Here is a 21,422-nt window from a genome sequence, read left to right as displayed (position 1 = left end):
GTGCTCGTCGTCGACTTCGGCGCCCAGTACGCCCAGCTCATCGCGCGCCGGGTGCGCGAGGCGAGCGTCTATTCCGAGATCGTGCCGCACTCGATCACGGCGGCGGAGGTCGCGTCGAAGAACCCGGTGGGCATCGTGCTGAGCGGCGGCCCGTCGAGCGTCTACGAAGAGGGCGCCCCGGCGCTGGATCCGGCCATCCTCGAACTCGGGGTGCCCGTGATGGGCATCTGCTACGGCTTCCAGGTGATGGCGAAGACGCTCGGCGGCGAGGTCGCGAAGACCGGCGCGCGCGAGTACGGCTCCACCGACATGGCCGTCGACCAGGCGGCGGATGCGGCGGGTGCGGCCCTGCTCGACGGCCAGCCCCTCGGCCAGACGGTGTGGATGAGCCACGGCGACTCGGTGGTGAAGGCCCCCGAGGGCTTCTCGGTGCTCGCGCGCACGGAGTCGACCCCCGTCGCCGCCTTCGCCGACCCGGAGCGCGGGCTCTATGGGGTTCAATGGCACCCCGAGGTGAAGCACTCGCCCTTCGGTCAGCAGGTGTTGGAGAACTTCCTGCACCGGGCCGCCGGCATCCCCGCCGACTGGAACCCGGGCAACGTCATCGCCGATCAGGTCGCGGCGATCCGCGAGCAGGTCGGAGCCGGCCGCGTCATCTGCGGCCTCTCGGGCGGGGTCGACTCCGCTGTCGCCGCGGCCCTCGTGCACGAGGCGGTCGGCGACCAGCTGGTCTGCGTCTTCGTCGACCACGGTCTGCTGCGCCACGACGAGCGCCGGCAGGTCGAGGAGGACTATGTGAAGTCCACCGGTGTGCGCCTCGTGACGGTGGATGCGCGGGAGCAGTTCCTCACCGCCCTCGCCGGGATCACCGACCCCGAGCAGAAGCGCAAGATCATCGGGCGCGAGTTCATCCGCACCTTCGAGCAGGCCCAGGCCGACCTCATCACCGAGGCCGCTGCCGACGGCGACCCCATCAAGTTCCTCGTGCAGGGCACCCTCTACCCCGACGTGGTCGAGTCGGGCGGCGGCAGCGGCACCGCCAACATCAAGAGCCACCACAACGTGGGCGGTCTTCCCGAAGACCTGCAGTTCGAGCTCGTCGAGCCGCTGCGGGCCCTGTTCAAAGACGAGGTGCGCGCCATCGGCCGCGAGCTCGGCCTCCCCGAGGAGATCGTGTCGCGGCAGCCGTTCCCCGGCCCCGGGCTCGGCATCCGCATCGTCGGCGAGGTGACCTTCGAGCGGCTCGAGCTGCTGCGCCAGGCCGACGCCATCGTGCGCGCCGAACTCACCGCGGCGGGCCTCGACGCCGAGATCTGGCAGTGCCCCGTGGTGCTCCTCGCCGACGTCCGCTCGGTGGGCGTGCAGGGCGACGGCCGCACCTACGGTCACCCCATCGTGCTGCGCCCCGTCTCCAGCGAAGACGCGATGACCGCCGACTGGACCCGCGTTCCCTACGACGTGCTGGCCCGCATCTCGAACCGCATCACCAACGAGGTCGCGGGCGTGAACCGGGTCGTGCTCGACGTCACGTCGAAGCCGCCGGGAACCATCGAGTGGGAGTGACGGTCTGACGTCGCTCCGAGCCGAACGGCCCGACGCGGGCGCTCCGACCACGGTCAGGGGCCGCCGGCGGCGGGCCGTTCGTCGTGTCGCTCACGGGGGCGGCGCCACGGGCGTTGGGTGCTGATGCGCGCGACCAGCCACTCGAGGGGGCCCTGCCTGAAGACGAGGCGGTAGAGGCTGCAGAACAGCAGCGTGGTGAGGGCGAACACCACGAACAACGGAACGCTCTGCCAGCCCAGCCACCCCTCGTAGTCGGTGTTCTCCACATACCACCACAGGGCCACGATCTGAGCCGAGTACACGGTGAGCGGCATGGAGCCCGTGGCCCACAGGGGTTGCAGGATGCGCGTGACGGCCGTGCGCATCCGTCGCCCCGTCGACTCGGTGAGCGCCGTGAACAGGCCGATGACCGCCACGGCTACGGCGCCGGAGGAGACGACCTCGAAGGTCGTGTCGTCGTGGGCGAAGACGGGGTCGCCGAGGGCGGCGGCGGTCGTGTACCCGGCGAGCGCGACGACCGAGCCGAGCGTGAGCAGCAGCAGCTGGGTGCGGCGGAGCTCGACGCCGCAGCGGGCGATGAGAAGACCCAGGGCGATGTACGCGAGCCAGACCGGGGCGGGGTAGGTGCCGAGTATCCAGCGGCTCGGGAAGTAGAGGAACGGGTTCGCCACCGAGGAGACGGGGAGGGCGGCCTCGGTGTCGACGGCGGCGGTGACCGTCTCGACGAGCCACGGGCCGCCCACTGCGGCCGCGGCGGCCACCACGGCGAGTACCCAGCGCGGGGCGACCAGGAGGGGAATCGCCACGAGGAACAAGAAGCCGTAGGTGTCGAGGATGATCGCGATGGGGGTGTCGAGCAGGGTGAGGGCGACCCCCAGCGCGATCAGGAGGGCGCCGCGGATGGCGACGACGCGAGAGGCGCGCCAGCGGGCGCCGCGCGCAGGGCCCGCGCGGCCACCCGTCATGAGGCCCAGGGAGACGCCGGCGATGGTGGCGAAGAGGATGGACGAGCGGCCGTCGAAGATGCTCTCGGCGTCGCCCTCAGGCACGGTGTGGGCGTAGAACATGCCCAGCAGGGCGAGGCCGCGCGCCAGGTCGAGGCCGATGATGCGGGCTGTGCCTGTGCCTGTGCCTGTGCCTGTGCTGCTGCCGGAACGCGGAACGGGGCCGCCCGGCTGGGCGACCCCGTTCTCGCGATGGGTGCTGTTCGTGCTGCTTCCTAGTTTCGGAAGATGGCGATGATGCGCAGCAGCTCGAGGTAGAGCCAGACGATGGTGGTCATGAGGCCGAACGCGCCCGACCAGCCGTACTTGCGGGGAGCGCCGCTGCGCACGCCGCGCTGGATGGCGTCGAAGTCGAGCACCAGTGAATAGGCGGCCATGATGACGACGAGAACGCCGATGACGAGGCCGATCCAGCCGCTGCGCAGACCGAACGGGTCGGTGACGACGCCGGTCATCATGAGGATGATGTTGAGCAGCGAGAACACCATGTAGCCGACCATGGCGATGAGGAAGATCTTCGTGGCCCGCTTCGATGCGCGGATCTTGCCGTTCGCGAAGAGTGCCAGGGTGACGCCGAAGACCGCGACGGTCGCGAGCACGGCCTGAAGCACGATGCCGCCCCAGCGCGCCTCGAAGAAGCCCGAGATGGCGCCGATGGCGAGGCCCTCGAAGGCTGCGTAGAGGAAGATGAGCGGAACGGAGGGCTCACGCTTGAACGCGTTGATGAGACCGAAGACCAGGCCACCGATGAAGCCGCCGATCATGAGGCCGAGGCCCAGCACGGTGGGAACCGGCATGTTCGAGAGGAAGCCGACCACCGCGGTGACCAGGAACACGGCGAAGAGGCCGACCGTCTTCACGATCGTGTCTTCGTAGCTCATGCGGTCGGTCTCGGACGGCGTCGCCGACGGACGGTCGTAGAGCTCCTGCAACCCGTCGGCGCTGATGGTGGGCGTCTGTGCGGCGGCTTTGCCGTTGAAGATGGGATTCTTCGCGAAGGCGGGGTTGCTGGACGATGCTTCGGCCATGTCAGTCTCTCTGTGAAAGGTGAGGGTGATCGTGGTCACCTCAATCTACTGCACCGATTTCATGAATCGCCTGGTAGTACGCCCACGGCGTACGGTGAGGTCGTGATGGAGAACACACCCGTGCGACCGCTTGTGATCGGCCACCGCGGGGCGAGTGGATACCGCCCCGAGCACACCGAGGCCGCCTATCGGCTCGCGTTCGCGCAGGGGGCCGACGCGGTCGAGCCCGACGTGGTGTTCAGTCGCGACGGCGTCGCGGTGGTGCGGCACGAGAACGAGATCTCGGGCACCACCGACGTGGCGGAGCATCCGGAGTTCGCGGGCCGCCGCGCCACCAGGTCGGTCGACGGCGAGGAGCACACCGGGTGGTTCACCGAGGACTTCACCTGGGCGGAGCTCAGCACGCTGCGGGCGCGGGAGCGCCTGCCGACGCTGCGGCCCGAGAGCGCGGCGCACGACGACGCCTTCCCGCTGCTGCGCTTGAGCGACGTGCTGCGCATCGTCGACGAGGTCGCGGAGGAGACCGGGAGGGCCGTCTTCCCGGTCGTGGAGGTCAAGCACGCGAGCCACTTCGATGCCCTCGGGCTGCCGGCCGCAGAGCTCGTCGCGGGGGCGCTCGAAGCGTCGGGGTGGGCCGGGCGGACCGGCCGGCTCGTCGTCGAGTCGTTCGAACAGACCGTGCTGGGAGAGATGCGGATGCGCGGGGTCGCGGCACGGTACGTCTATCTCCTCGAGGCGCACGGCAAGCCGTTCGACCAGGTCGCGCGGTGGGGCGACGCCGCCGGGGGCTACCTCGACCAGCTCACCGATGCATCGCTCTCGGGGCTGGCGGCCGAGGTCGACGGCATCAGTCTCGACAAGGCGCTCATCCTGCCGCTCGACGCCGAGGGGAACGCGACACGGGTGAGTGACGTGGTGTCGCGGGCGCACCGTGCGGGACTCGAGGTGTACACCTGGACGCTGCGGCCCGAGAACGCCTTCCTGCCCAAGAACCTCCGCACCGGGGGCAGGGCGGCGGCGTTCGGGCGGTGGCAGGAGGAGTACCGCACGATCATGTCGAGCGGTGTCGACGGGGTGTTCGCCGACCACCCCGACCTCGCCCTGGTGGCCCGCGGCACCGGTGTCGGAGGCGCCGCCTAGACTTGACGCAGCATGAGCGACGCCACCGATCAGACCACCAGGAGCAGCATCCCGATCATCCTCGACGGGCCCTCCGGGCCGCGGGATGACGGGGGCGACCCGCTGCTCGACGGGCTGAACCCCGAGCAGCGGGAGGCGGTCGAGTACCGCGGCCCGGCCCTCCTCATCGTCGCCGGTGCAGGCAGTGGCAAGACCCGGGTGCTCACGCACCGCATCGCCGGGCTGATCAGGAGCGGCGAGGCGTGGCCCAGCCAGATTCTCGCTATCACCTTCACCAACAAGGCGGCAGCCGAGATGCGCGAGCGGGTCGGCCACCTTCTCGGGCAGGTCGCCGAGGGCATGTGGATCTCGACGTTCCACTCGGCGTGCGTGCGCATCCTGCGCCGGGAGGCCGAGAACTTCGGCTTCACCAAGAGCTTCACCATCTACGACTCGCAAGACTCGCGCGCGCTCATCAAGCGCATCATCAAAGACCACCAGGCCGACACCTTCGGGTTCACGGTGTCGCAGGTGGCAGCGAAGATCTCGAAGCTCAAGAACGAGCTCTCCGATGTGGAGTCGTACGCCAGGGGCGCGAACTTCTCCGACCCGCAGGAGGCGAAGTTCGTCGAGATGTTCGGCGCCTACACGCGAGCGCTCCGCGAGGCCAACGCCTTCGACTTCGACGACCTGATCAGCCAGACCGTGTTCCTGTTCCGGGCCTTCCCGCAGGTGGCGGAGCGCTATCAGCGACGGTTCCGGCACATCCTCGTCGACGAGTACCAAGACACCAACCACGCGCAGTATGCGCTCATCAGGGAGCTCACCCGGCCGCCGGAGTCGAACGAGCTCACCGGGCTCGCCGCGTTCGGCGGCGGGGGCGCGTCGCTCACCGTGGTGGGCGACTCCGACCAGTCGATCTACGCCTTCCGCGGCGCCGACATCCGCAACATCGTGGAGTTCGAGCGTGACTTCCCCGGCGCGCAGGTGGTGCTGCTCGAGCAGAACTACCGGTCGACGCAGAACATCCTCACCGCGGCGAACTCGGTGATCTCGAACAATTTCGACCGCAAAGACAAGAAGCTCTGGACGGCGGTGGGCGACGGCGAGAAGATCGTCGGCTTCACCGGGTACTCCGGGCACGACGAGGCCCAGTTCGTGGCCGACGAGATCGCGAAGCTGCGCGACGCGGGCATGCCGTACAACGAGATCGCGGTGTTCTACCGCACCAACTCGCAGACGAGAGCGCTCGAAGAGATCTTCATCCGTTCCGCGTTGCCCTACCGGGTGCTGGGCGGCACGAAGTTCTACGAGCGGGCCGAGATCAAAGATGCCATGGCGTATCTCACGAGTGTCGCGAACCCGTTCGACGCGCTTGCGTTACGGCGCATCCTGAACACCCCCAAGCGCGGCATCGGGCCCGCCACTGAGACGCAGCTCGCCTCGTTCGCCGAGCGGGAGCAGGTGAGCTACCGGGAAGCGATGCGGCGGGCGTCTGAGCTCGGGCTCGGGCCGAAGGTCACGGGTGCCATCCTGCAGCTGGCGGCGCTGCTCGACGAGGCCGCCGAGCTGGTCGACCCCGAGCGCGACGGGGGAGAGGCGACGGTGAGCGAAGTGCTCACGCTGCTCATGGAGAAGAGCGGCTACGTCACGAGCCTGCGCGCCAGCCGCGACCCGCAAGACGAGGCGCGGGCCGAGAACGTCGAGGAGCTCGTCGCGGTGACGAAGGAGTTCAACCGCAACAACCCCGACGGCACGCTGCTCGACTTCCTCACCGAGGTGTCGCTCGTCGCGGCCGTCGACGACCTCGACGACTCGAGCGGAACCGTGTCGCTCATGACCCTCCACACGGCGAAGGGGCTCGAGTACGACGCGGTCTTCCTCACCGGCATCGAAGAAGACCTGCTGCCCCACCGCATGTCGGCCAGCGAGCCCGGGGGCCCCGCCGAGGAGCGGCGGCTGTTCTACGTGGGCATCACGCGGGCTCGCAAGCGCCTCTACCTGTCGCTCGCCATGACCCGGGCCCAGTTCGGTGAGACCGCCGTGGCGATGCCGAGTCGCTATCTGCAGGAGATCCCGGCCGAGCTCATCGACTGGATCCAGTCGCCCGGCATGGCGACCTCGCGCGGCGGCACCGAGCCGCGCGCGCTCAATGCCCAGCGCGGGCGCGGCGGCTCGGGTGGCATGTCGCGCTGGAACACCGACAGCGGTTACGGCATTCCTCCCGGGCCGCCGCGGCCGAAGACGGAGTGGGCCAACCGGGTCACCGGCCAGGTGCGCGACAACGGTGACCTCGAGCTGGCGCCGGGCGACCGGATCACGCACACCGACTTCGGCGAGGGCCGGGTGAACCAGGTCACCGGTGAGGGCGCGAAGCGCGTGGCCCATGTGCACTTCGAGTCGGCCGGCCCGAAGAAGCTCCTCATCAAGATCGCCCCCATCGAGAAGCTCTGACCCCCCTCCAGCAGCTTTCTTCCGGAGAAAGTCCGTGATGACTGACGTCTTCACGGACTTTGTCCGGAAGGAAGTGGATGCGCGGGGGAGGTGGGGAGGACATCCACCGTCGGCCGCGGAGAAGTAGCGGCGGTGGTCGGGAGCCCTTGCGGCAACGCCCCTTCGAAAGGGCAACGCCCCTTCGGGAGAGCTGCGTCACGCTCGTCCACACTCGCGGCGCACCCCCTCCACCCTTTCTTGCGGACAAAGTCCGTCCCAACGCACTTTCGGACGGACTTTGTCCGCGAGAAAGTGGATGGCCCGGCGGTGGTGGGGAGGTTGTACGCCGCGTGGGGGTGGGTGGGGCTGGCCACGAGCGCGCGGGGCCGCCCCACGTGCGGGAAGGCGGCGGCCGGGCGGGGCCGGGGTGTCAGGGGTGGGAGCCCGGCGGGGCGGCGGCCCGGCGGGTCGGGGGTGTCAGGGGCGGCGGCCGGGCGGGCGGGGGTGTCAGGGGCGGCGGCCCGCGATGAGGCCGAAGGCGCCGAGGGCCATCATGATGGCGATGACGGTAGCGGCGATGCCGAGGGGCGGGGGAGTGACGCCGGTCTGGGCGAGGCGCGTGGCCGGGGGCGCGGCCTCGCCGGGAGGCATCGCGGCGGGCGGCGGCGACGCGGGTGCCGGGGGTGTCGCCGCGGGCGGCGGAGTGGGCGACGGCGGAGGGGTCGGCGCGCTGAAGCGCACCGACTCGCTCGCGTGCACGCGGTGATCGGCGAAGGCCGACACCACCGGAGTGGTCGCGAAGCGCTCCGACGACGGCGCCGAGTCGACGACGAAGTAATAGAAGCCGGGAGCCGACACCTCGATGCAGGGTGACTCGTGCATGCCGTCTTGCGCCACCAAGGTGGTGACGCTTCCCGCCACGGGGAAGTCGTGCCATCCCTCCGGCTCAGAGCCTTCCTCCGGTTCGCGGTCGAGCGGGCCGAGCAGGGTGGAGACGACCTCGATCGGTGGCGCACCCGACGGCAGACCCGACACGAGAAGGCGGTCGCTGACGCATTCCGGCGCGCTGAGCTCTCCCGTCGAAGCGGTCGTCTCGATCGTGGGAGTCGCCGGCACGAGCGTGGTCTCCGAGGCCACTCCGAACTCCGACCTCCACGGCTGGAGCCTGCCGCCTCCTCGCTCGGGCGGCGTCTTGCGCGGGTCGATGGCGTCGACCCAGACGTAGAACCCGGCGGCAGGCACCGTGCACTCGGGGCTGTCGTAGCGGCCGGGACCGGTCATGACCGCCGTCTCGACTTCGCAGACCAGAGGAGCATCGGCGGGAACGGTCGAGCTCCTCGACGGCCTCGTGCCGAACGGCCCGAGCAGCCTGCTGTCGATCACCACGGGAATCGGCGCGAACGCCCCGTCGGTGGCCCGATACACACCCCACTCGCCACCCGTGGGGGAGTCGGGGTGTGCCGAAAGCTCCAGCCGATCGTGAAGGCCCGCACCCGCAGACGCGACCGCTGCGCTCGTGATCGTCTCGACACGCGGACGGAACGGGCGCGAGTTGGGAACCGAGCCGGAGGCCGAGGCGCTCGCCGAGGTGGGGAAGGGCGACTGCACCAGGAGGCTCTGCGTTCCGCCCCGGTTCTGTGCGAGGCGGAACCCCGGCCCATAGGGGAGGTCGGGGTAGTCGACCGAGACGGTCACCGCCGACACCGCCCGGCCCGGGTCGGGAACGATCTTCACCAGGGTGCCGTTCACCACCCGCATCGTGCGCGACCCGTTCTCGAAGGTGGCGCCGCGCAGATCCAAGGTGCCGCGATGGCTGGCGGGAGGTGCCTGTGCCGGCCCGGCGAGGTGGTCGACGACGAGGTCGGTGACCACGAACCCAGCATTGAGCCGCAGATCGAGGGTGGCCCTGGCGCCCCGGGAGGCGCCCCTCACCCCGTCGGCCTGCCTCAGCATCCGGTTCGCCAGCTCGAGCACGCGGTCGGCGTCGGCGTTGGCGCGCTGTGCGAACCAGGCCTGGTCGTGGCCGGCGAGGCCCGTGATGCTCCAGGTGGCGAGCTGCGCCGCGGCCGCCGTCACCGCATCGCCCGGCGCGCCCCACTGGCGGGACAGGTACGCCAGCCTGGCGGCGTCGTCGGGCGAGAAGAGCGAGGCCGTCGACCCGTCGACGTAGTCGAACGAGGCGCCGGAGGGCGCAGGCTTCTCGACATCGATGCAGTAGCCCATGTTGCCGTCGTCGAGTTCGTAGTTGCCGATCCACGAGACTCCGTCGGCGAGCCACATCGAACCCCGCCCGTGCGCGATCTCCTGCACCGCCCTCGCGGGCAGGGCTGTGACCAGGGCGAGGCCGGGCAGCGGCAGGAGTGCGGCTGCGGCGAGGGCGAGGATGCGGAGGATGCGGTTCATGCGACGAGCCTCACCGCGAGAAGGACTCCCAGCCGCGGATGCCCGCTGATCTGTGGACGGATCGGCGCCGCAGGCACCCGGTGCAGAACCGGCAGGCGTGAGCCCGGCCCGCGGCGGGACGCGTCGCCTCGCGGGGGTAGAGTGCTAGATGGTGTCCGGAGCGATGGAGGGGACACTCCTTTTGTCGCGCCGTCCTTCACGCCCCGGTTCCCTGCCGGGACGACGAGTCGAATGCGGATTGGAAGAAGACCAGCGTGGATCTATTCGAGTACCAGGCCCGAGACCTCTTTGAAAGCTACGGCGTTCCCGTGCTGCCGGGCATCATCGCCGACACCCCTGAGGAGGTCAGGGCCGCTGCGGAGAAGCTCGGCGGCGTCACGGTGGTCAAGGCCCAGGTGAAGATCGGTGGCCGCGGCAAGGCCGGCGGCGTGAAGGTCGCGAAAGACCCCGAGGCGGCGGAGGAGGCCGCGAAGGCCATCCTCGGCCTCGACATCAAGGGTCACGTCGTCAAGCGCGTGATGGTCGCGGGCGGCGCCCGCATCGCCCAGGAGTTCTACTTCTCGGTGCTGCTCGACCGGGCCAACCGCTCCTACCTCTCCCTCACCAGCTACGAGGGCGGCATGGAGATCGAGCAGCTCGCCGTCGAGCGCCCCGACGCGCTCGCCCGCATCGAGGTCGACCCCATCGCCGGCATCGACATCGAGACCGCCCGCCGCATCGCTGTGGAGGCGAAGTTCCCCACCGAGCTGATCGAGAAGGTCGCCCCCGTCTTCGTGAAGCTGTGGGAGGTCTACAAGGGCGAAGACGCGACCCTGGTCGAGGTCAACCCGCTCGTGCTCACCGAGGAGGGCGACGTCATCGCCCTCGACGGCAAGGTCTCGCTCGACGAGAACGCCGGCTTCCGCCACCCGGGCCACGAGGCCCTCGAAGACAAGGACGCCGCCGATCCGCTGGAGGCCAAGGCCAAGGCCAACGACCTCAACTACGTCAAGCTCGACGGCGAGGTCGGCATCATCGGCAACGGTGCCGGGCTCGTCATGTCGACCCTCGACGTCGTCGCCTACGCCGGCGAGAACCACGGCGGCGTGAAGCCCGCCAACTTCCTCGACATCGGTGGTGGAGCATCCGCCGAGGTGATGGCCAACGGTCTCGACGTCATCCTGGGCGACGAGCAGGTGAAGAGCGTGTTCGTGAACGTCTTCGGCGGCATCACCGCCTGCGACGCCGTGGCCAACGGCATCGTCGCCGCGCTCGGCATCCTGGGCGACGCCGCGTCGAAGCCGCTCGTGGTGCGCCTCGACGGCAACCGGGTGGAGGAGGGCCGCGCGATTCTGCGCGAGGCCGCCCACCCGCTGGTCACCCTGGCCGCCACCATGGACGAGGGCGCCGACAAGGCCGCCGAGCTGGCTGCTGCAGCCGCTGCGAAGTAAGCGAAGGACGAGAGAGCAATGTCGATTTTTCTGAACAAGGATTCCAAGGTCATCGTCCAGGGCATCACGGGCGGTGAGGGCACCAAGCACACCGCCCTCATGCTGAAGGCCGGCACCCAGGTCGTCGGCGGCGTCAACGCCCGCAAGGCCGGCACCACGGTGGCCCACACCGACAAGGACGGCAACGCGGTCGAGCTCCCCGTGTTCGGCACCGTGAAGGAGGCCATCGAGGCCACCGGCGCCGACGTCTCCATCGCCTTCGTGCCGCCGGCGTTCTCGAAAGACGCCATCATCGAGGCGATCGACTCCGAGATCCCGCTGCTCGTCGTGATCACCGAGGGCATCCCGGTGCAGGACTCGGCCGAGGCCTGGGCCTACGCCAAGGCGAAGGGCAACAAGACCCGCATCATCGGCCCGAACTGCCCCGGCATCATCACCCCCGGTGAGTCGCTCGTCGGCATCACCCCGGCGAACATCACCGGCAAGGGCCCGATCGGCCTGGTGTCGAAGTCGGGAACGCTGACCTACCAGATGATGTACGAGCTGCGCGACCTGGGCTTCTCCACCGCGATCGGCATCGGTGGCGACCCCATCATCGGCACCACGCACATCGACGCGCTCGCGGCGTTCGAGGCCGACCCCGAGACCAAGGCCATCGTCATGATCGGCGAGATCGGTGGCGACGCCGAGGAGCGCGCCGCCGACTTCATCAAGGCCAACGTCACGAAGCCGGTCGTCGGCTACGTGGCGGGCTTCACCGCGCCCGAGGGCAAGACCATGGGCCACGCCGGCGCCATCGTCTCCGGCTCGGCCGGCACCGCCCAGGCCAAGAAGGAGGCCCTCGAGGCCGCCGGCGTCAAGGTCGGCAAGACCCCGAGCGAGACCGCCGCGCTCCTGCGCGAGGTGTACGCAGCGCTGTGATGTTCCCGCCCGGCGCCGTGCTTCGCGCGGCGTCGGGCGGCTCGCGCCGCCGCTACTGCGGCGCGAGGCGATGTGTGAAGGGGTGGTCGCTGACGCGGCCGCCCCTTCACCTGTGTCTGGGCGGCAGCGGCCTGTCGCGCTCGTGCCTGAGGGGCGAACGGATGCGGGGGCGGGTCTGCCACAATGGTGCGGTGACGGAGAACGCGGCGGCGGTGGCGGCCTCGAAGGTGCCGAGTCTGTACCGGCGGCTGAGGCATGAGCTGGTGACGGCGGAGGCCATCTACGGCACCATCCTCATCGCCGCCCTCATCGTCATCGTCGAAGACGACGAGAGCGACTTCTCGCTGCTCGTCACCGTCGGCACCTCGAGCTTCGTGTTCTGGATCGCCCACGTCTTCGCCGCCACGGTCGCCCACCACGGCAAGCTCGGCGCCACCGAGGTTCCGCTCGGCGAGTCGCTCGCCCACGCCGTGAGGCACTCAGCCGGCCTGCTCACCTCGGCCATCCTCCCCATCGTGATGCTCGCCCTCGGCGCTGCCGGTGTCATCCCCGAAGACGTCGCCTACGACCTCGCGCTCTCGGTCGGGGTGGTCGTGCTGTTCGTGCTCGGCATCCTCGCCTTCGCAGAGCGCGGGGCGAAGTGGTACGTCTGCTTCCTCGGCGGTGTCGTCACGGCGATGCTGGGAGTCGCCGTCATCCTGCTGAAAGCGCTGTTGCACTGAGGCTCCGGATGCGCGGCTGGCGGTAGGCTCGGGCAGGCATGAACCGCGCAACCACCGTCTTCCTCTCCGCCCTCGACGCGGTCATCGTCGTCGCCATCGGCCTCGGCATTCCCCTCATCCCCCTCACGGTGATGTGGGCGGTGCAGTTCGGCCTCTCGGTCGACTGGCTGGCGTTCTGGCGCGCGGCGGGCGACCTGTGGCTGCTCGGAAACGGGGTCGACCTGCGCCTCGCCATCGACCCCGCGCTCGCCCTGCGCCTCGGCGTCGCCGGTGCCGAGACGCCGTTCGAGGTGGGCATCGCGCCGCTCGGCTTCGCGCTGCTCACCCTGCTGCTCGGCACCCGCTCGGGTCGCCGCCTCAGCGTGACGCCCTACCCGGTGACGGGCGCGGTGGTGGGCGTGCTGGTGCTTGCCGCCCTCGGTCTCGCCGTCGCGTTCGGCGCCCGCGACGACGCGGCGATGCCCTCGATCGCCCAGAGCGTGGTGTTCCCCGCCGCCGTGTACGCGGTGGGCCTCGCGGTCGGCTACGCCTGGAAGGCCCGCCGGTCGCCCTCGCGCGAGCCGTCGCCCGATGCCGCGCTCGCTCGGCGATGGCGTGCCGCCCTCGGTTCGGTGCCCGAGACCGAGCGCGGGCTGGTCGCGCTCGCGCTGCGCGGCGGTGCGCTCACGGCCGCGACCGTCGTCGGCGTCTCGGCGCTCGCCATGGCGATCATCCTGGTCGTCAACTTCTCATCGATCGTCGCCCTGTACGAGAGCCTGCAGGCAGGTGTGCTCGGTGGCATCACACTCACGCTCGCCCAGCTCGCCCTCCTCCCCAATCTCATCGTGTGGACGGCGAGCTGGTTCGTCGGCCCCGGCTTCGCGATCGGCACCGGCTCGGCGGTCTCGCCCCTCGGCACCCAGCTCGGTCTCGTGCCCTCCCTTCCGGTGCTCGGCGCCCTGCCGCAGGGCACGCCGGTGCTCGGCTTCGTGGGGTTGCTGGTGCCCGTCGCCGCCGGGTTCCTGGCGGCGGCGGTGCTGCGGCCCGCGTTCCTGCGAGCCGTCGCCGGCCGGCAGCTCGGCGGTGCGCGGGGACGAGCGGTCAGGCTCGTGGGTGTCGCTGTCGGCATCGGCCTCGTCGGCGCGACGATCCTCGCCCTGCTCGCCCTGTGGTCGGGAGGCGCCGCAGGCCCCGGACGGCTCGCCGAGGTGGGCCCCGACGCGGGGGCGGTCTGGCTGTGGGCCTTCGTGGAGCTGACCGTCTCCTCGGCCCTCGGACTCGTCGCGGGAGCGACGTCGGTGGCCGGCGCGACGTCGACGCCGGCCTCGGCATCGAGCGGGGGCGCGGCGCCGTTCGGCCAAGCCGCCGCGCACGACCGCACCATGCCGGTGGAGCGCACGACCACCCCCCGACGAGAGGCTCCCGCCGCGCCGGATACACTGTGACGGTGCTCTCGCTCCTCGTCCTGATCTCCGGGGGTGGCTCGAATCTCCGCGCGCTCCTCGACGCCGCGAACGATGCCGAGTACCCGGCTCGGGTGATCGCCGTCGGCTCCGACACGGATGCGCCCGGCCTCGCCCACGCGGAGGAGTACGGCGTGCCGTCGTTCACCGTCGTCCCGACCGCTTTCGAGTCGCGCGAGGCCTGGGGCGCCGAGCTGCTGGCCCAGATCGAACGCTGGTCGCCCGACCTCGTCGTCTGCGCCGGGTTCATGCGCATCCTGCCGCCCGTCGTGGTGGCCGCGCTGACCCCGCGCATCATCAACACGCATCCGGCCCTCTTGCCCGCCTTCCCCGGCGCCCACGCCGTACGCGACGCGCTCGCCGCGGGCGTCGACACGACGGGCGTGACCGTGCACGTGATCGACGAGGGCGTCGACACGGGGCCCGTCATCGTTCAGCAGTCGGTGCCCGTCGAGCCAGGCGACACCGAGCACGAGCTGCACGAGCGCATCAAGACCGTCGAGCGGGCCCTGCTGGTGCAGGCCGTGCTCGACATCGCCAACGGACACGTCGACCTCGAGGAGACAGCAGCACGATGAGTGGCCCCCAGCACGACCCGAGCCTCTACCGCCACCGCGACACGGTGCCGATCTCGAGGGCGCTCGTCTCCGTCAGCGACAAGACCGGGCTCCTCGAGCTGGTGCAGGCGCTCGCCGCGAACGGTGTCGAGATAGTCTCGACCGGGTCGACGGCGAAGAGCATCGCCGACGCGGGCGTCTCGGTGACCGAGGTGTCGAGCGTCACCGGCTTCCCCGAATCGCTCGACGGTCGGGTGAAGACGCTGCACCCGGGAGTGCACGCGGGAATCCTCGCCGACCTGCGTCTCGAGTCGCACGAGAAGCAGCTGGGTGAGCTCGGCATCCGCCCCTTCGACCTCGTCGTGGTGAACCTCTACCCGTTCCGCGAGACGGTCGCGTCGGGTGCCGCCCCCGACGCCGTGATCGAGCAGATCGACATCGGCGGGCCCGCGCTCGTGCGCGCGTCGGCGAAGAACTTCGCCAACGTCGCCATCGTCGTCTCGCCCGACCGCTACGACGACGTCATCGCCGCCGTGGCCACCGGGGGCACCGCCCTCGAGCTCCGCCGCGAGCTCGCCGCGCAGGCCTTCGCCCACACGGCCTCCTACGACACCGCCGTCGCAGGCTGGTTCGCCGAGCAGCTGGGCGGCGAGGTGAGCGAGGCGATCGCCTCGGCCGAGGCGGGCGTGCAGGGCGTCGGCGGCACCGAGGGTACCGCCGTTCCGGATGCGGGACCGGGCTTCCCCGAGACCCTCACGGTCGATGCCACGAAGACCGCCACCCTCCGCTACGGCGAGAACTCGCACCAGGAGGCAGCTCTCTACGCGCTCGTCGACGGTCACGGCATCGCCCAGGCCGTTCAGCTGCACGGCAAGGAGATGTCGTACAACAACTACGTCGACGCCGACGCGGCCGTGCACGCCGCCTTCGACTTCGACGAGCCCGCCGTCGCCATCATCAAGCACGCGAACCCGTGCGGCATCGCGGTCGCCGGCCGCTCGATCGACGCGCGGCACGCCATCGCCGACGCCCACGCCAAGGCGCACGCCTGCGACCCGCTGTCGGCCTTCGGTGGCGTGATCGCCGCCAACCGCACGGTCACGCTCGCCATGGCCGAGACGGTGAAGGACATCTTCACGGAGGTGCTCGTGGCGCCCGCCTTCGAGGCGGAGGCCTTCGAGGTGCTGAAGACCAAGAAGAACCTGCGCCTGCTCACTCTTCCCGAGGGGTACGGGCGTGAGGCCACCGAGCTCCGTCAGCTGAGCGGCGGCTTCCTCGCCCAGACCCCCGACGGCTTCGCCGGTCTCGATCGCTCGAGCTGGACGCTCGCTGCCGGCCCCGCTGCCGACGAAGCGACCCTCGACGACCTCGAGTTCGCCTGGAAGGCGTGCCGCTCGGTGAAGTCGAACGCCATCCTGCTCGCCTCGGGCGGGGCGTCGGTGGGCGTGGGCATGGGCCAGGTGAACCGGGTCGACTCGTGCCGGCTCGCCGTCACGCGGGCCGGAGACCGTGCCGCAGGGTCGGTCGCCGCCTCCGACGCCTTCTTCCCCTTCGCCGACGGGCTCGAGATCCTGCTCGAGGCCGGCGTGAAGGCCGTCGTGCAGCCGGGCGGCTCGGTGCGTGACGAGGAGGTCGTCGCCGCCGCCGAGAAGGCCGGGGTGACGATGTACTTCACCGGAGAGCGCCACTTCTTCCACTGAATCCACCGGGCCGACGTCCAGGATGCACTGGGCCGGCGCCCAGCCCGCATCACCTAAGGTCGTCTCTATGTCCTCGTTCCGGCTCCGCTCGCTGCTCGCCTCGGTGGCCGCAGCGGCGGTGATCGCCGTGATCGCGCTGCTCGTCGCCGACCTGGCGTACTTCATCGCGAACAGCCAGAACCCGCAGGTCTTCCCGGTCTACATCGAGTACTTCCTCAACTCGACGCTGCTGCTGTTCCTGTTCACCGCCGTGTTCGGGCTGGTCGGTGCGTTCCGGCGCTGGTACACCGCGCTCATCGCCGGTGTCGTCTCCTCGGTGATCGCGGCGCTCGTGGGCACGGGGCTGTCCGCTCTTCTGGCCGGCATCGCCTTCAGCGACATGGTCGCGCCGCTCCTGCAGACGCTCGTGGGGAACAACCTGCTGTTCGTGCTCGGCGGCACCGTCGCATCCGTCACCGTGGCCCGCCGCATCCACTCGGCCATCGCCATCAGCGAGCAGGACGAGGTGCTGAAGAAGCGGTACGTCTTGGTGCGGCGGCCCGCCGAGAGCCTCGCCGACGGCGTCGTCACGCACATCGAGCGCAGCGAGGTCGATCTCGACCTGGCGGAGGAGCAGTGGGAGGCCTACCTTGCAGCGCTCACCGGCGCGGGCTGGGAGCCCGTGGAGGTTCCCGTCGCCGACGATCTGCCCGACTCGGTGTTCGTCGAAGACGCCGTGGTGATGTTCGGCGCGCTCGCCGTGATCGGCAGCCCGGGCGTCGAGTCGCGTGTGGGCGAGCTGGATGCGGTCGAGGCGAGCGTCACCGGCCTCGGGCTCGAGGTGGTGCGCATCGAGCGACCGGGAACCCTCGACGGCGGCGACGTGCTGAAGATCGGCACGACGGTGTACGTCGGCCGGGGCGGTCGCACGAACTCCGACGGCATCCGGCAGCTGCGCAAGATCCTCGCGCCGAGGGGCTACTCGGTGGTGGCGGTTCCCGTCACCAAGGCGCTGCACCTGAAGAGCACCGTCACGGCACTCCCCGACGGCACGGTGATCGGCTACCGTCCGCTCGTCGACGACCCGTTCGTCTACGACCGCTTCCTCGAGGTGCCCGAGCCGAGCGGTGCCCACGTGGTGGTGCTCGCCGACGACACGGTGCTCGTGGCCGCCTCCGCGCCTGAGTCGGCGCGGCTCATCGAGGGGCTCGGCTACCGCGTCATCTCGGTCGACATCTCGGAGTTCGAGAAGCTCGAGGGCTGCGTCACCTGCCTCTCCGTGCGCGTGCGCTGAGCTCCGCGCGCGTGCGATGAGCGATTCGACGCCGTGCTTGCGTCGCCCGGCCGCGGGAGCTAGCCTGTAAGGCTGCCATGACGCCGACACCCCCTTTACGGGGGTATTCGTCGCGCCCCGGGCAGCACGATTCCCTCGGGCAGCACGACGCCCTCGGGCAGCACGACGAAAGACGAGATCATGAGCACCCCGCACGACCAGAAGCCCACCGGCACGGTGGCGGTCCTGGCGCGCCTGCGACCCTTCGCGAAGCAGGCGCTGCCGCGCATCTACACCGCGATGGTGGTCTCTCTGCTCGCCTCGCTGGTCGCGCTCGCCATTCCGCAGGTGCTGCAGTGGCTCGTCGACGGCCCGCTCGCCGACGGCGACGAGCGCCAGATCTGGTTGGCCGGCGGAATCGTGCTGGGGCTCGGCGTGCTGGAGGCCGTGCTGATCGGCCTCCGCCGCGCCCTGGTGCTCACTCCTGGCACGCATGTCGAGGCGCGCATGCGCAACGCGCTCTACGCCCAGCTGCAAGACCTGCCGGTGTCGTTCCACGACCGCTGGCCGAGCGGGCAGTTGCTCTCGCGCGCCGTGAGCGACCTCAACCTCATCCGCCGCTGGCTGTCGTTCGGGCTCGTGCTGCTCGTCGTCAACGTGCTCACGCTCATCGGCGGCATCGCCATCCTCATCAGCCTGAACTGGGTGCTCGGACTCATCTTCCTGGCCGCCGCCATCCCCGTCATCCTCTACAGCTTCTCGTTCGAGCGCCGGTACTCCGATGTCGCCCGCCGCAGTCAGGACCAGGCGGGCGACCTGGCCACCAGCGTCGAGGAGTCGGTGCACGGCATCCGGGTGCTCAAGGCCTTCGGCCGCAGCCGCTACGCCCTCAAGCGCTTCGAGCGTCAGGCCGAGGAGCTGCGCGGCACCGAGATCGAGAAGGCCAAGGCCATCGCGGGCATCTGGCTCTACCTCACGCTCATCCCCGACGTCGCCTTCGGCGTGTGCCTGGTCACCGGGGTGTGGCTCGCCTCCACCGGGCAGACCTCGGTGGGGCAGCTCGTGGCGTTCTTCGCCACCGGCACGGTGCTGCTGTTCCCCATCTGGTCGATGGGGTACTTCCTCGCCATGACCCTCGACGCGAAGACCGCCACGCAGCGCTTCTTCGAGGTGATGGACGAGCGCAACACCATCACCGACCCCGACTCGCCCGAGACGGTGGTCGACGGGCGCGGCGAGCTCGTGTTCGACGCGGTGCACTTCCGCTACCAAGACGCGCCCGAGCGCTTCCCCGACCTGCTCGACGGCGTCGACCTCACCGTGCGCCCCGGCGAGACCATGGCGCTCGTCGGCCTCACCGGCTCGGGCAAGTCGACGCTCACCGCGCTCACCACCCGCCTCTACGACGTCACCGGCGGTGCCGTGAAGGTCGACGGTGTCGACGTGCGGCGGCTGCGGCGCGAAGAACTGCGCTCCCGCGTGGCGATGGCGTTCGAGGAGGCGACCCTGTTCAGCCAGACGGTGCGCGAGAACGTGCTGCTCGGCCGCCCGGAGGCATCGGAGGCCGAGCTGCGGGAAGCGCTCGAGATCGCTCAGGCGACCTTCGTCGACGATCTGCCCGATGGCCTCGACACCCGGGTGGGCGAGGAGGGGCTCAGCCTCTCCGGCGGCCAGCGCCAGCGCTTGGCGCTCGCCCGTGCCATCGCGGCCAAGCCGAGCATCCTGGTGCTCGACGACCCGCTCTCGGCCCTCGACGTCGACACCGAGGCGCTGGTGGAGGCGGCTCTGCGCCGGGTGCTCGCCACCACGACCGCGCTCATCGTCGCCCACCGCCCGTCGACGGTCGCGCTCGCCGACCGGGTCGCCCTGCTGCAAGACGGGAAGGTCACCGCGGTGGGCACGCACTCGGAGCTGCTGGCGACGAACGAGCACTACCGCTTCGTCATCTCGAGCCTCGAGGCCGAGGCCGCGGCGAGCGCACAGGGGGCCCAGACCGATACCGACACCGAACGAGAGGAGGTGGCACGATGACCGACGCATCCGTCAGCGGCGTCGAGGGCGAGGAGCGCGACGACCTCAGCCGCGCCGAGAGCAAGCAGATCCGGGCGAGGTCGCTGCGCCTGCTCGGCTCGCTCGTGCACCCGATGCGCGGGAGCCTCGCGCTCAGCATCGTCGTCGTCGTCATCAGCACCGTGTCCCAGGTGGCGGGCCCCGCCATCATCGCCTACGGCATCGACACCGGGCTCCCCGCTCTGCTCGGCTCCGACTGGATGCCAGTGGCGCTCGCCGGGGTGGCCTACCTCCTCGCGGGCATCACGGGCGCCGGGCTCATCGCCTGGTTCACCGTGCTCTCGGCACGCATCAGCCAGGCGATCCTGTTCGACCTGCGCCGCCGCGTGTTCCTGCACACCCAGAAGCTGAGCCTCGAGTTCCACGAGAGCTACACCTCGGGCCGCATCATCTCGCGCCAGACCAGCGACCTCGACGCCATCCGGGAGCTGCTCGACTCGGGCATCAACCAGCTCGTGCAGGGCGTGCTGTACATGCTCTTCACCGCAGTCGCCCTGTTCCTGCTTGACGTCGAGAGCGGACTCATCCTGCTCGCCTCGCTGGTACCGCTCGCCGTGCTGACGCGCTGGTTCCAGGTGAGGTCGCAACGGATGTTCCGGCGCACCCGGGTGGCATCGGCGCGCCTCATCGTGCAGTTCGTCGAGAGCATGACGGGCATCCGGGCCGTGAAGGCGTTCCGCAAGGAGCGCCGCAACGAGGCGGAGTTCGCCGAGCTGGTGGAGGACTACCGGCACTCGAACGGCCGGGTGATCAGGCTGTTCGGCATCTACGACCCGGGCCTCGTGCTCATCGGCAACATCGCGGTGGCCGTGGTGCTGCTGGTCGGCGGCTTCCGCGTCGTCGACGGCGGGCTCGAGATCGGTGTGCTGCTCGCCGCGGTGCTCTACACCCGCCGCTTCTTCGACCCCATGGAAGACATGGCGATGTTTTACAACGGCTACCAGAGCGCCACCGCGGCCCTCGAGAAGATCTCGGGCGTGCTCGAGGAGCGGCCGAGCGTCCCCGACCCCGACCGGCCCGTCGACCTCTGGGTCTCGTCGGGTGCCGTGCGGTTCGAAAGGGTTGAGTTCGGCTACGACCCGGCCCGCCCCATCCTCCCCGAGTTCGACCTCGACATCCCCGCCGGCCAGACCGTCGCGCTCGTCGGCTCGACCGGCGCGGGCAAGTCGACGCTCGCGAAGCTGATCTCCCGCTTCTACGACCCCACCGCGGGCCGCATCACTCTCGACGGGCTCGACCTGCGGGAACTGCACCCGAAAGACCTGCGGCGTGCCATCGTGATGGTCACCCAGGAGGCCTACCTGTTCTCGGGGACGGTCGCCGACAACATCGCGATCGGCAAACCCGACGCGACACCGGAGGAGATCGTCGCAGCGGCGAAGGCCGTCGGGGCCGACGAGTTCATCGCGGGTCTGCCGAACGGCTACGACACCGACGTGAACAAGCGCGGCGGCAGGGTGTCGGCCGGGCAGCGGCAGCTCATCTCGTTCGCCCGGGCGTTCCTCGCGAACCCCGCGGTGCTCATCCTCGACGAGGCGACCGCCTCGCTCGACATCCCGAGCGAGCGGCTCGTGCAGGAGGCGCTGCAGACCCTGCTCGCCGACCGCACTGCCGTGATCATCGCGCACCGCCTCTCGACGGTGTCGATCGCCGACCGGGTGCTCGTGATGGAGCGCGGGCGCATCGTCGAGGACGGCACTCCCGCCGAGCTCATCGCGGGGGAGGGGCGGTTCGCCCAGCTGCACGCCTCGTGGCGCGGATCCCTGGTGTAGCGGTCG

At 70.3% G+C, this 21,422-nt stretch carries 15 protein-coding genes; 12 read left to right on the top strand and 3 right to left on the bottom strand.

Annotated elements, in window-relative coordinates; translation table 11 throughout:
* On the top strand, window positions 1-1,563 hold the full coding sequence (guaA, locus tag ABFY20_RS16235) for a glutamine-hydrolyzing GMP synthase (protein ID WP_368497269.1): 1,563 nt from the start codon (window positions 1-3) through the stop codon (window positions 1,561-1,563).
* A gap of 53 nt (window positions 1,564-1,616) precedes the next feature.
* Here the strand turns inward: guaA and ABFY20_RS16230 are convergent, their stop codons facing one another.
* Together ABFY20_RS16230 and ABFY20_RS16225 are read right to left on the bottom strand one after the other, a co-directional pair.
* On the bottom strand, window positions 1,617-2,612 hold the full coding sequence (locus ABFY20_RS16230; protein ID WP_368497268.1) for a DUF418 domain-containing protein: 996 nt from the start codon (window positions 2,610-2,612) through the stop codon (window positions 1,617-1,619).
* 170 nt (window positions 2,613-2,782) lie between these two features.
* On the bottom strand, window positions 2,783-3,595 hold the full coding sequence (locus ABFY20_RS16225) for a Bax inhibitor-1/YccA family protein (protein ID WP_368497267.1): 813 nt from the start codon (window positions 3,593-3,595) through the stop codon (window positions 2,783-2,785).
* 105 nt (window positions 3,596-3,700) lie between these two features.
* On the opposite strand from ABFY20_RS16225, the gene ABFY20_RS16220 reads away from it, so the two are divergent.
* Entirely contained in the window at window positions 3,701-4,735 is a 1,035-nt protein-coding gene (locus ABFY20_RS16220) for a glycerophosphodiester phosphodiesterase family protein (protein WP_368499808.1), read from the top strand.
* Between the two features lie 12 nt (window positions 4,736-4,747).
* On the top strand, window positions 4,748-7,168 hold the full coding sequence (locus tag ABFY20_RS16215) for an ATP-dependent helicase (protein WP_368497266.1): 2,421 nt from the start codon (window positions 4,748-4,750) through the stop codon (window positions 7,166-7,168).
* Window positions 7,169-7,654: 486 nt separating this feature from the next.
* On the opposite strand, the gene ABFY20_RS16210 is transcribed toward ABFY20_RS16215, so the two are convergent.
* Window positions 7,655-9,550 carry a hypothetical protein gene (locus ABFY20_RS16210; protein ID WP_368497265.1) on the bottom strand — a complete coding sequence of 632 codons (1,896 nt, stop codon included), beginning with the start codon at window positions 9,548-9,550 and terminating at the stop codon, window positions 7,655-7,657.
* A 254-nt stretch (window positions 9,551-9,804) separates the two neighbouring features.
* On the opposite strand from ABFY20_RS16210, the gene sucC reads away from it, so the two are divergent.
* The 9 genes from sucC to ABFY20_RS16165 all read left to right on the top strand — a co-directional run bounded on the left by sucC (window position 9,805) and on the right by ABFY20_RS16165 (window position 21,416).
* Window positions 9,805-10,980 carry an ADP-forming succinate--CoA ligase subunit beta gene (sucC, locus tag ABFY20_RS16205; protein ID WP_368497264.1) on the top strand — a complete coding sequence of 392 codons (1,176 nt, stop codon included), beginning with the start codon at window positions 9,805-9,807 and terminating at the stop codon, window positions 10,978-10,980.
* A gap of 18 nt (window positions 10,981-10,998) precedes the next feature.
* A complete protein-coding gene (gene sucD / locus ABFY20_RS16200; RefSeq protein WP_368497263.1) occupies window positions 10,999-11,901 on the top strand; it encodes a succinate--CoA ligase subunit alpha in 903 nt (300 codons plus the stop codon).
* Window positions 11,902-12,092: 191 nt separating this feature from the next.
* Window positions 12,093-12,623 carry a hypothetical protein gene (locus ABFY20_RS16195; RefSeq protein WP_368497262.1) on the top strand — a complete coding sequence of 177 codons (531 nt, stop codon included), beginning with the start codon at window positions 12,093-12,095 and terminating at the stop codon, window positions 12,621-12,623.
* 38 nt (window positions 12,624-12,661) lie between these two features.
* The gene (locus tag ABFY20_RS16190) at window positions 12,662-14,047 is read left to right on the top strand and encodes a DUF6350 family protein (RefSeq protein WP_368497261.1); all 1,386 of its coding nucleotides are present in this window, start codon (window positions 12,662-12,664) and stop codon (window positions 14,045-14,047) included.
* Window positions 14,048-14,049: 2 nt separating this feature from the next.
* Window positions 14,050-14,643: a phosphoribosylglycinamide formyltransferase gene (purN, locus tag ABFY20_RS16185; RefSeq protein ID WP_368497260.1), complete on the top strand. Its 594-nt coding sequence runs from the start codon at window positions 14,050-14,052 to the stop codon at window positions 14,641-14,643.
* On the top strand, window positions 14,640-16,322 hold the full coding sequence (gene purH / locus ABFY20_RS16180) for a bifunctional phosphoribosylaminoimidazolecarboxamide formyltransferase/IMP cyclohydrolase (protein ID WP_368497259.1): 1,683 nt from the start codon (window positions 14,640-14,642) through the stop codon (window positions 16,320-16,322). The genes purN and purH overlap by 4 nt, the downstream gene beginning before the upstream one ends.
* Before the next feature lie 67 nt (window positions 16,323-16,389).
* Window positions 16,390-17,595, top strand: coding sequence for a dimethylargininase (gene ddaH, locus ABFY20_RS16175; protein ID WP_368497258.1), 1,206 nt, complete (start codon window positions 16,390-16,392; stop codon window positions 17,593-17,595).
* 180 nt (window positions 17,596-17,775) lie between these two features.
* The gene (locus tag ABFY20_RS16170; RefSeq protein WP_368497257.1) at window positions 17,776-19,605 is read left to right on the top strand and encodes an ABC transporter ATP-binding protein; all 1,830 of its coding nucleotides are present in this window, start codon (window positions 17,776-17,778) and stop codon (window positions 19,603-19,605) included.
* Window positions 19,602-21,416 (top strand): ABC transporter ATP-binding protein, encoded by a 1,815-nt coding sequence (locus ABFY20_RS16165; RefSeq protein WP_368497255.1) that lies wholly within the window; start codon window positions 19,602-19,604, stop codon window positions 21,414-21,416. Before ABFY20_RS16170 ends, ABFY20_RS16165 begins: the two co-directional genes overlap by 4 nt.
* Window positions 21,417-21,422 lie beyond the last annotated feature (6 nt).

This window comes from Herbiconiux sp. A18JL235 (assembly GCF_040939305.1).
Taxonomy (GTDB): Bacteria; Actinomycetota; Actinomycetes; order Actinomycetales; family Microbacteriaceae; genus Herbiconiux.
Note: the sequence above shows the minus strand (reverse complement) of the source record. Positions and strands in the feature narration are given on the sequence as shown.

Bases quoted from the DNA above. Each gene is read 5' to 3' on its own strand.
- ABFY20_RS16225 (WP_368497267.1), bottom strand. From the start codon at position 3,595: ATGGCCGAAGCATCGTCCAGCAACCCCGCCTTCGCGAAGAATCCCATC.
- ABFY20_RS16220 (WP_368499808.1), top strand. From the start codon at position 3,701: ATGGAGAACACACCCGTGCGACCGCTTGTGATCGGCCACCGCGGGGCG.
- ABFY20_RS16215 (WP_368497266.1), top strand. From the start codon at position 4,748: ATGAGCGACGCCACCGATCAGACCACCAGGAGCAGCATCCCGATCATC.
- ABFY20_RS16210 (WP_368497265.1), bottom strand. From the start codon at position 9,550: ATGAACCGCATCCTCCGCATCCTCGCCCTCGCCGCAGCCGCACTCCTG.
- sucD (WP_368497263.1), top strand. From the start codon at position 10,999: ATGTCGATTTTTCTGAACAAGGATTCCAAGGTCATCGTCCAGGGCATC.
- ABFY20_RS16190 (WP_368497261.1), top strand. From the start codon at position 12,662: ATGAACCGCGCAACCACCGTCTTCCTCTCCGCCCTCGACGCGGTCATC.
- purH (WP_368497259.1), top strand. From the start codon at position 14,640: ATGAGTGGCCCCCAGCACGACCCGAGCCTCTACCGCCACCGCGACACG.
- ddaH (WP_368497258.1), top strand. From the start codon at position 16,390: ATGTCCTCGTTCCGGCTCCGCTCGCTGCTCGCCTCGGTGGCCGCAGCG.
- ABFY20_RS16170 (WP_368497257.1), top strand. From the start codon at position 17,776: ATGAGCACCCCGCACGACCAGAAGCCCACCGGCACGGTGGCGGTCCTG.
- ABFY20_RS16165 (WP_368497255.1), top strand. From the start codon at position 19,602: ATGACCGACGCATCCGTCAGCGGCGTCGAGGGCGAGGAGCGCGACGAC.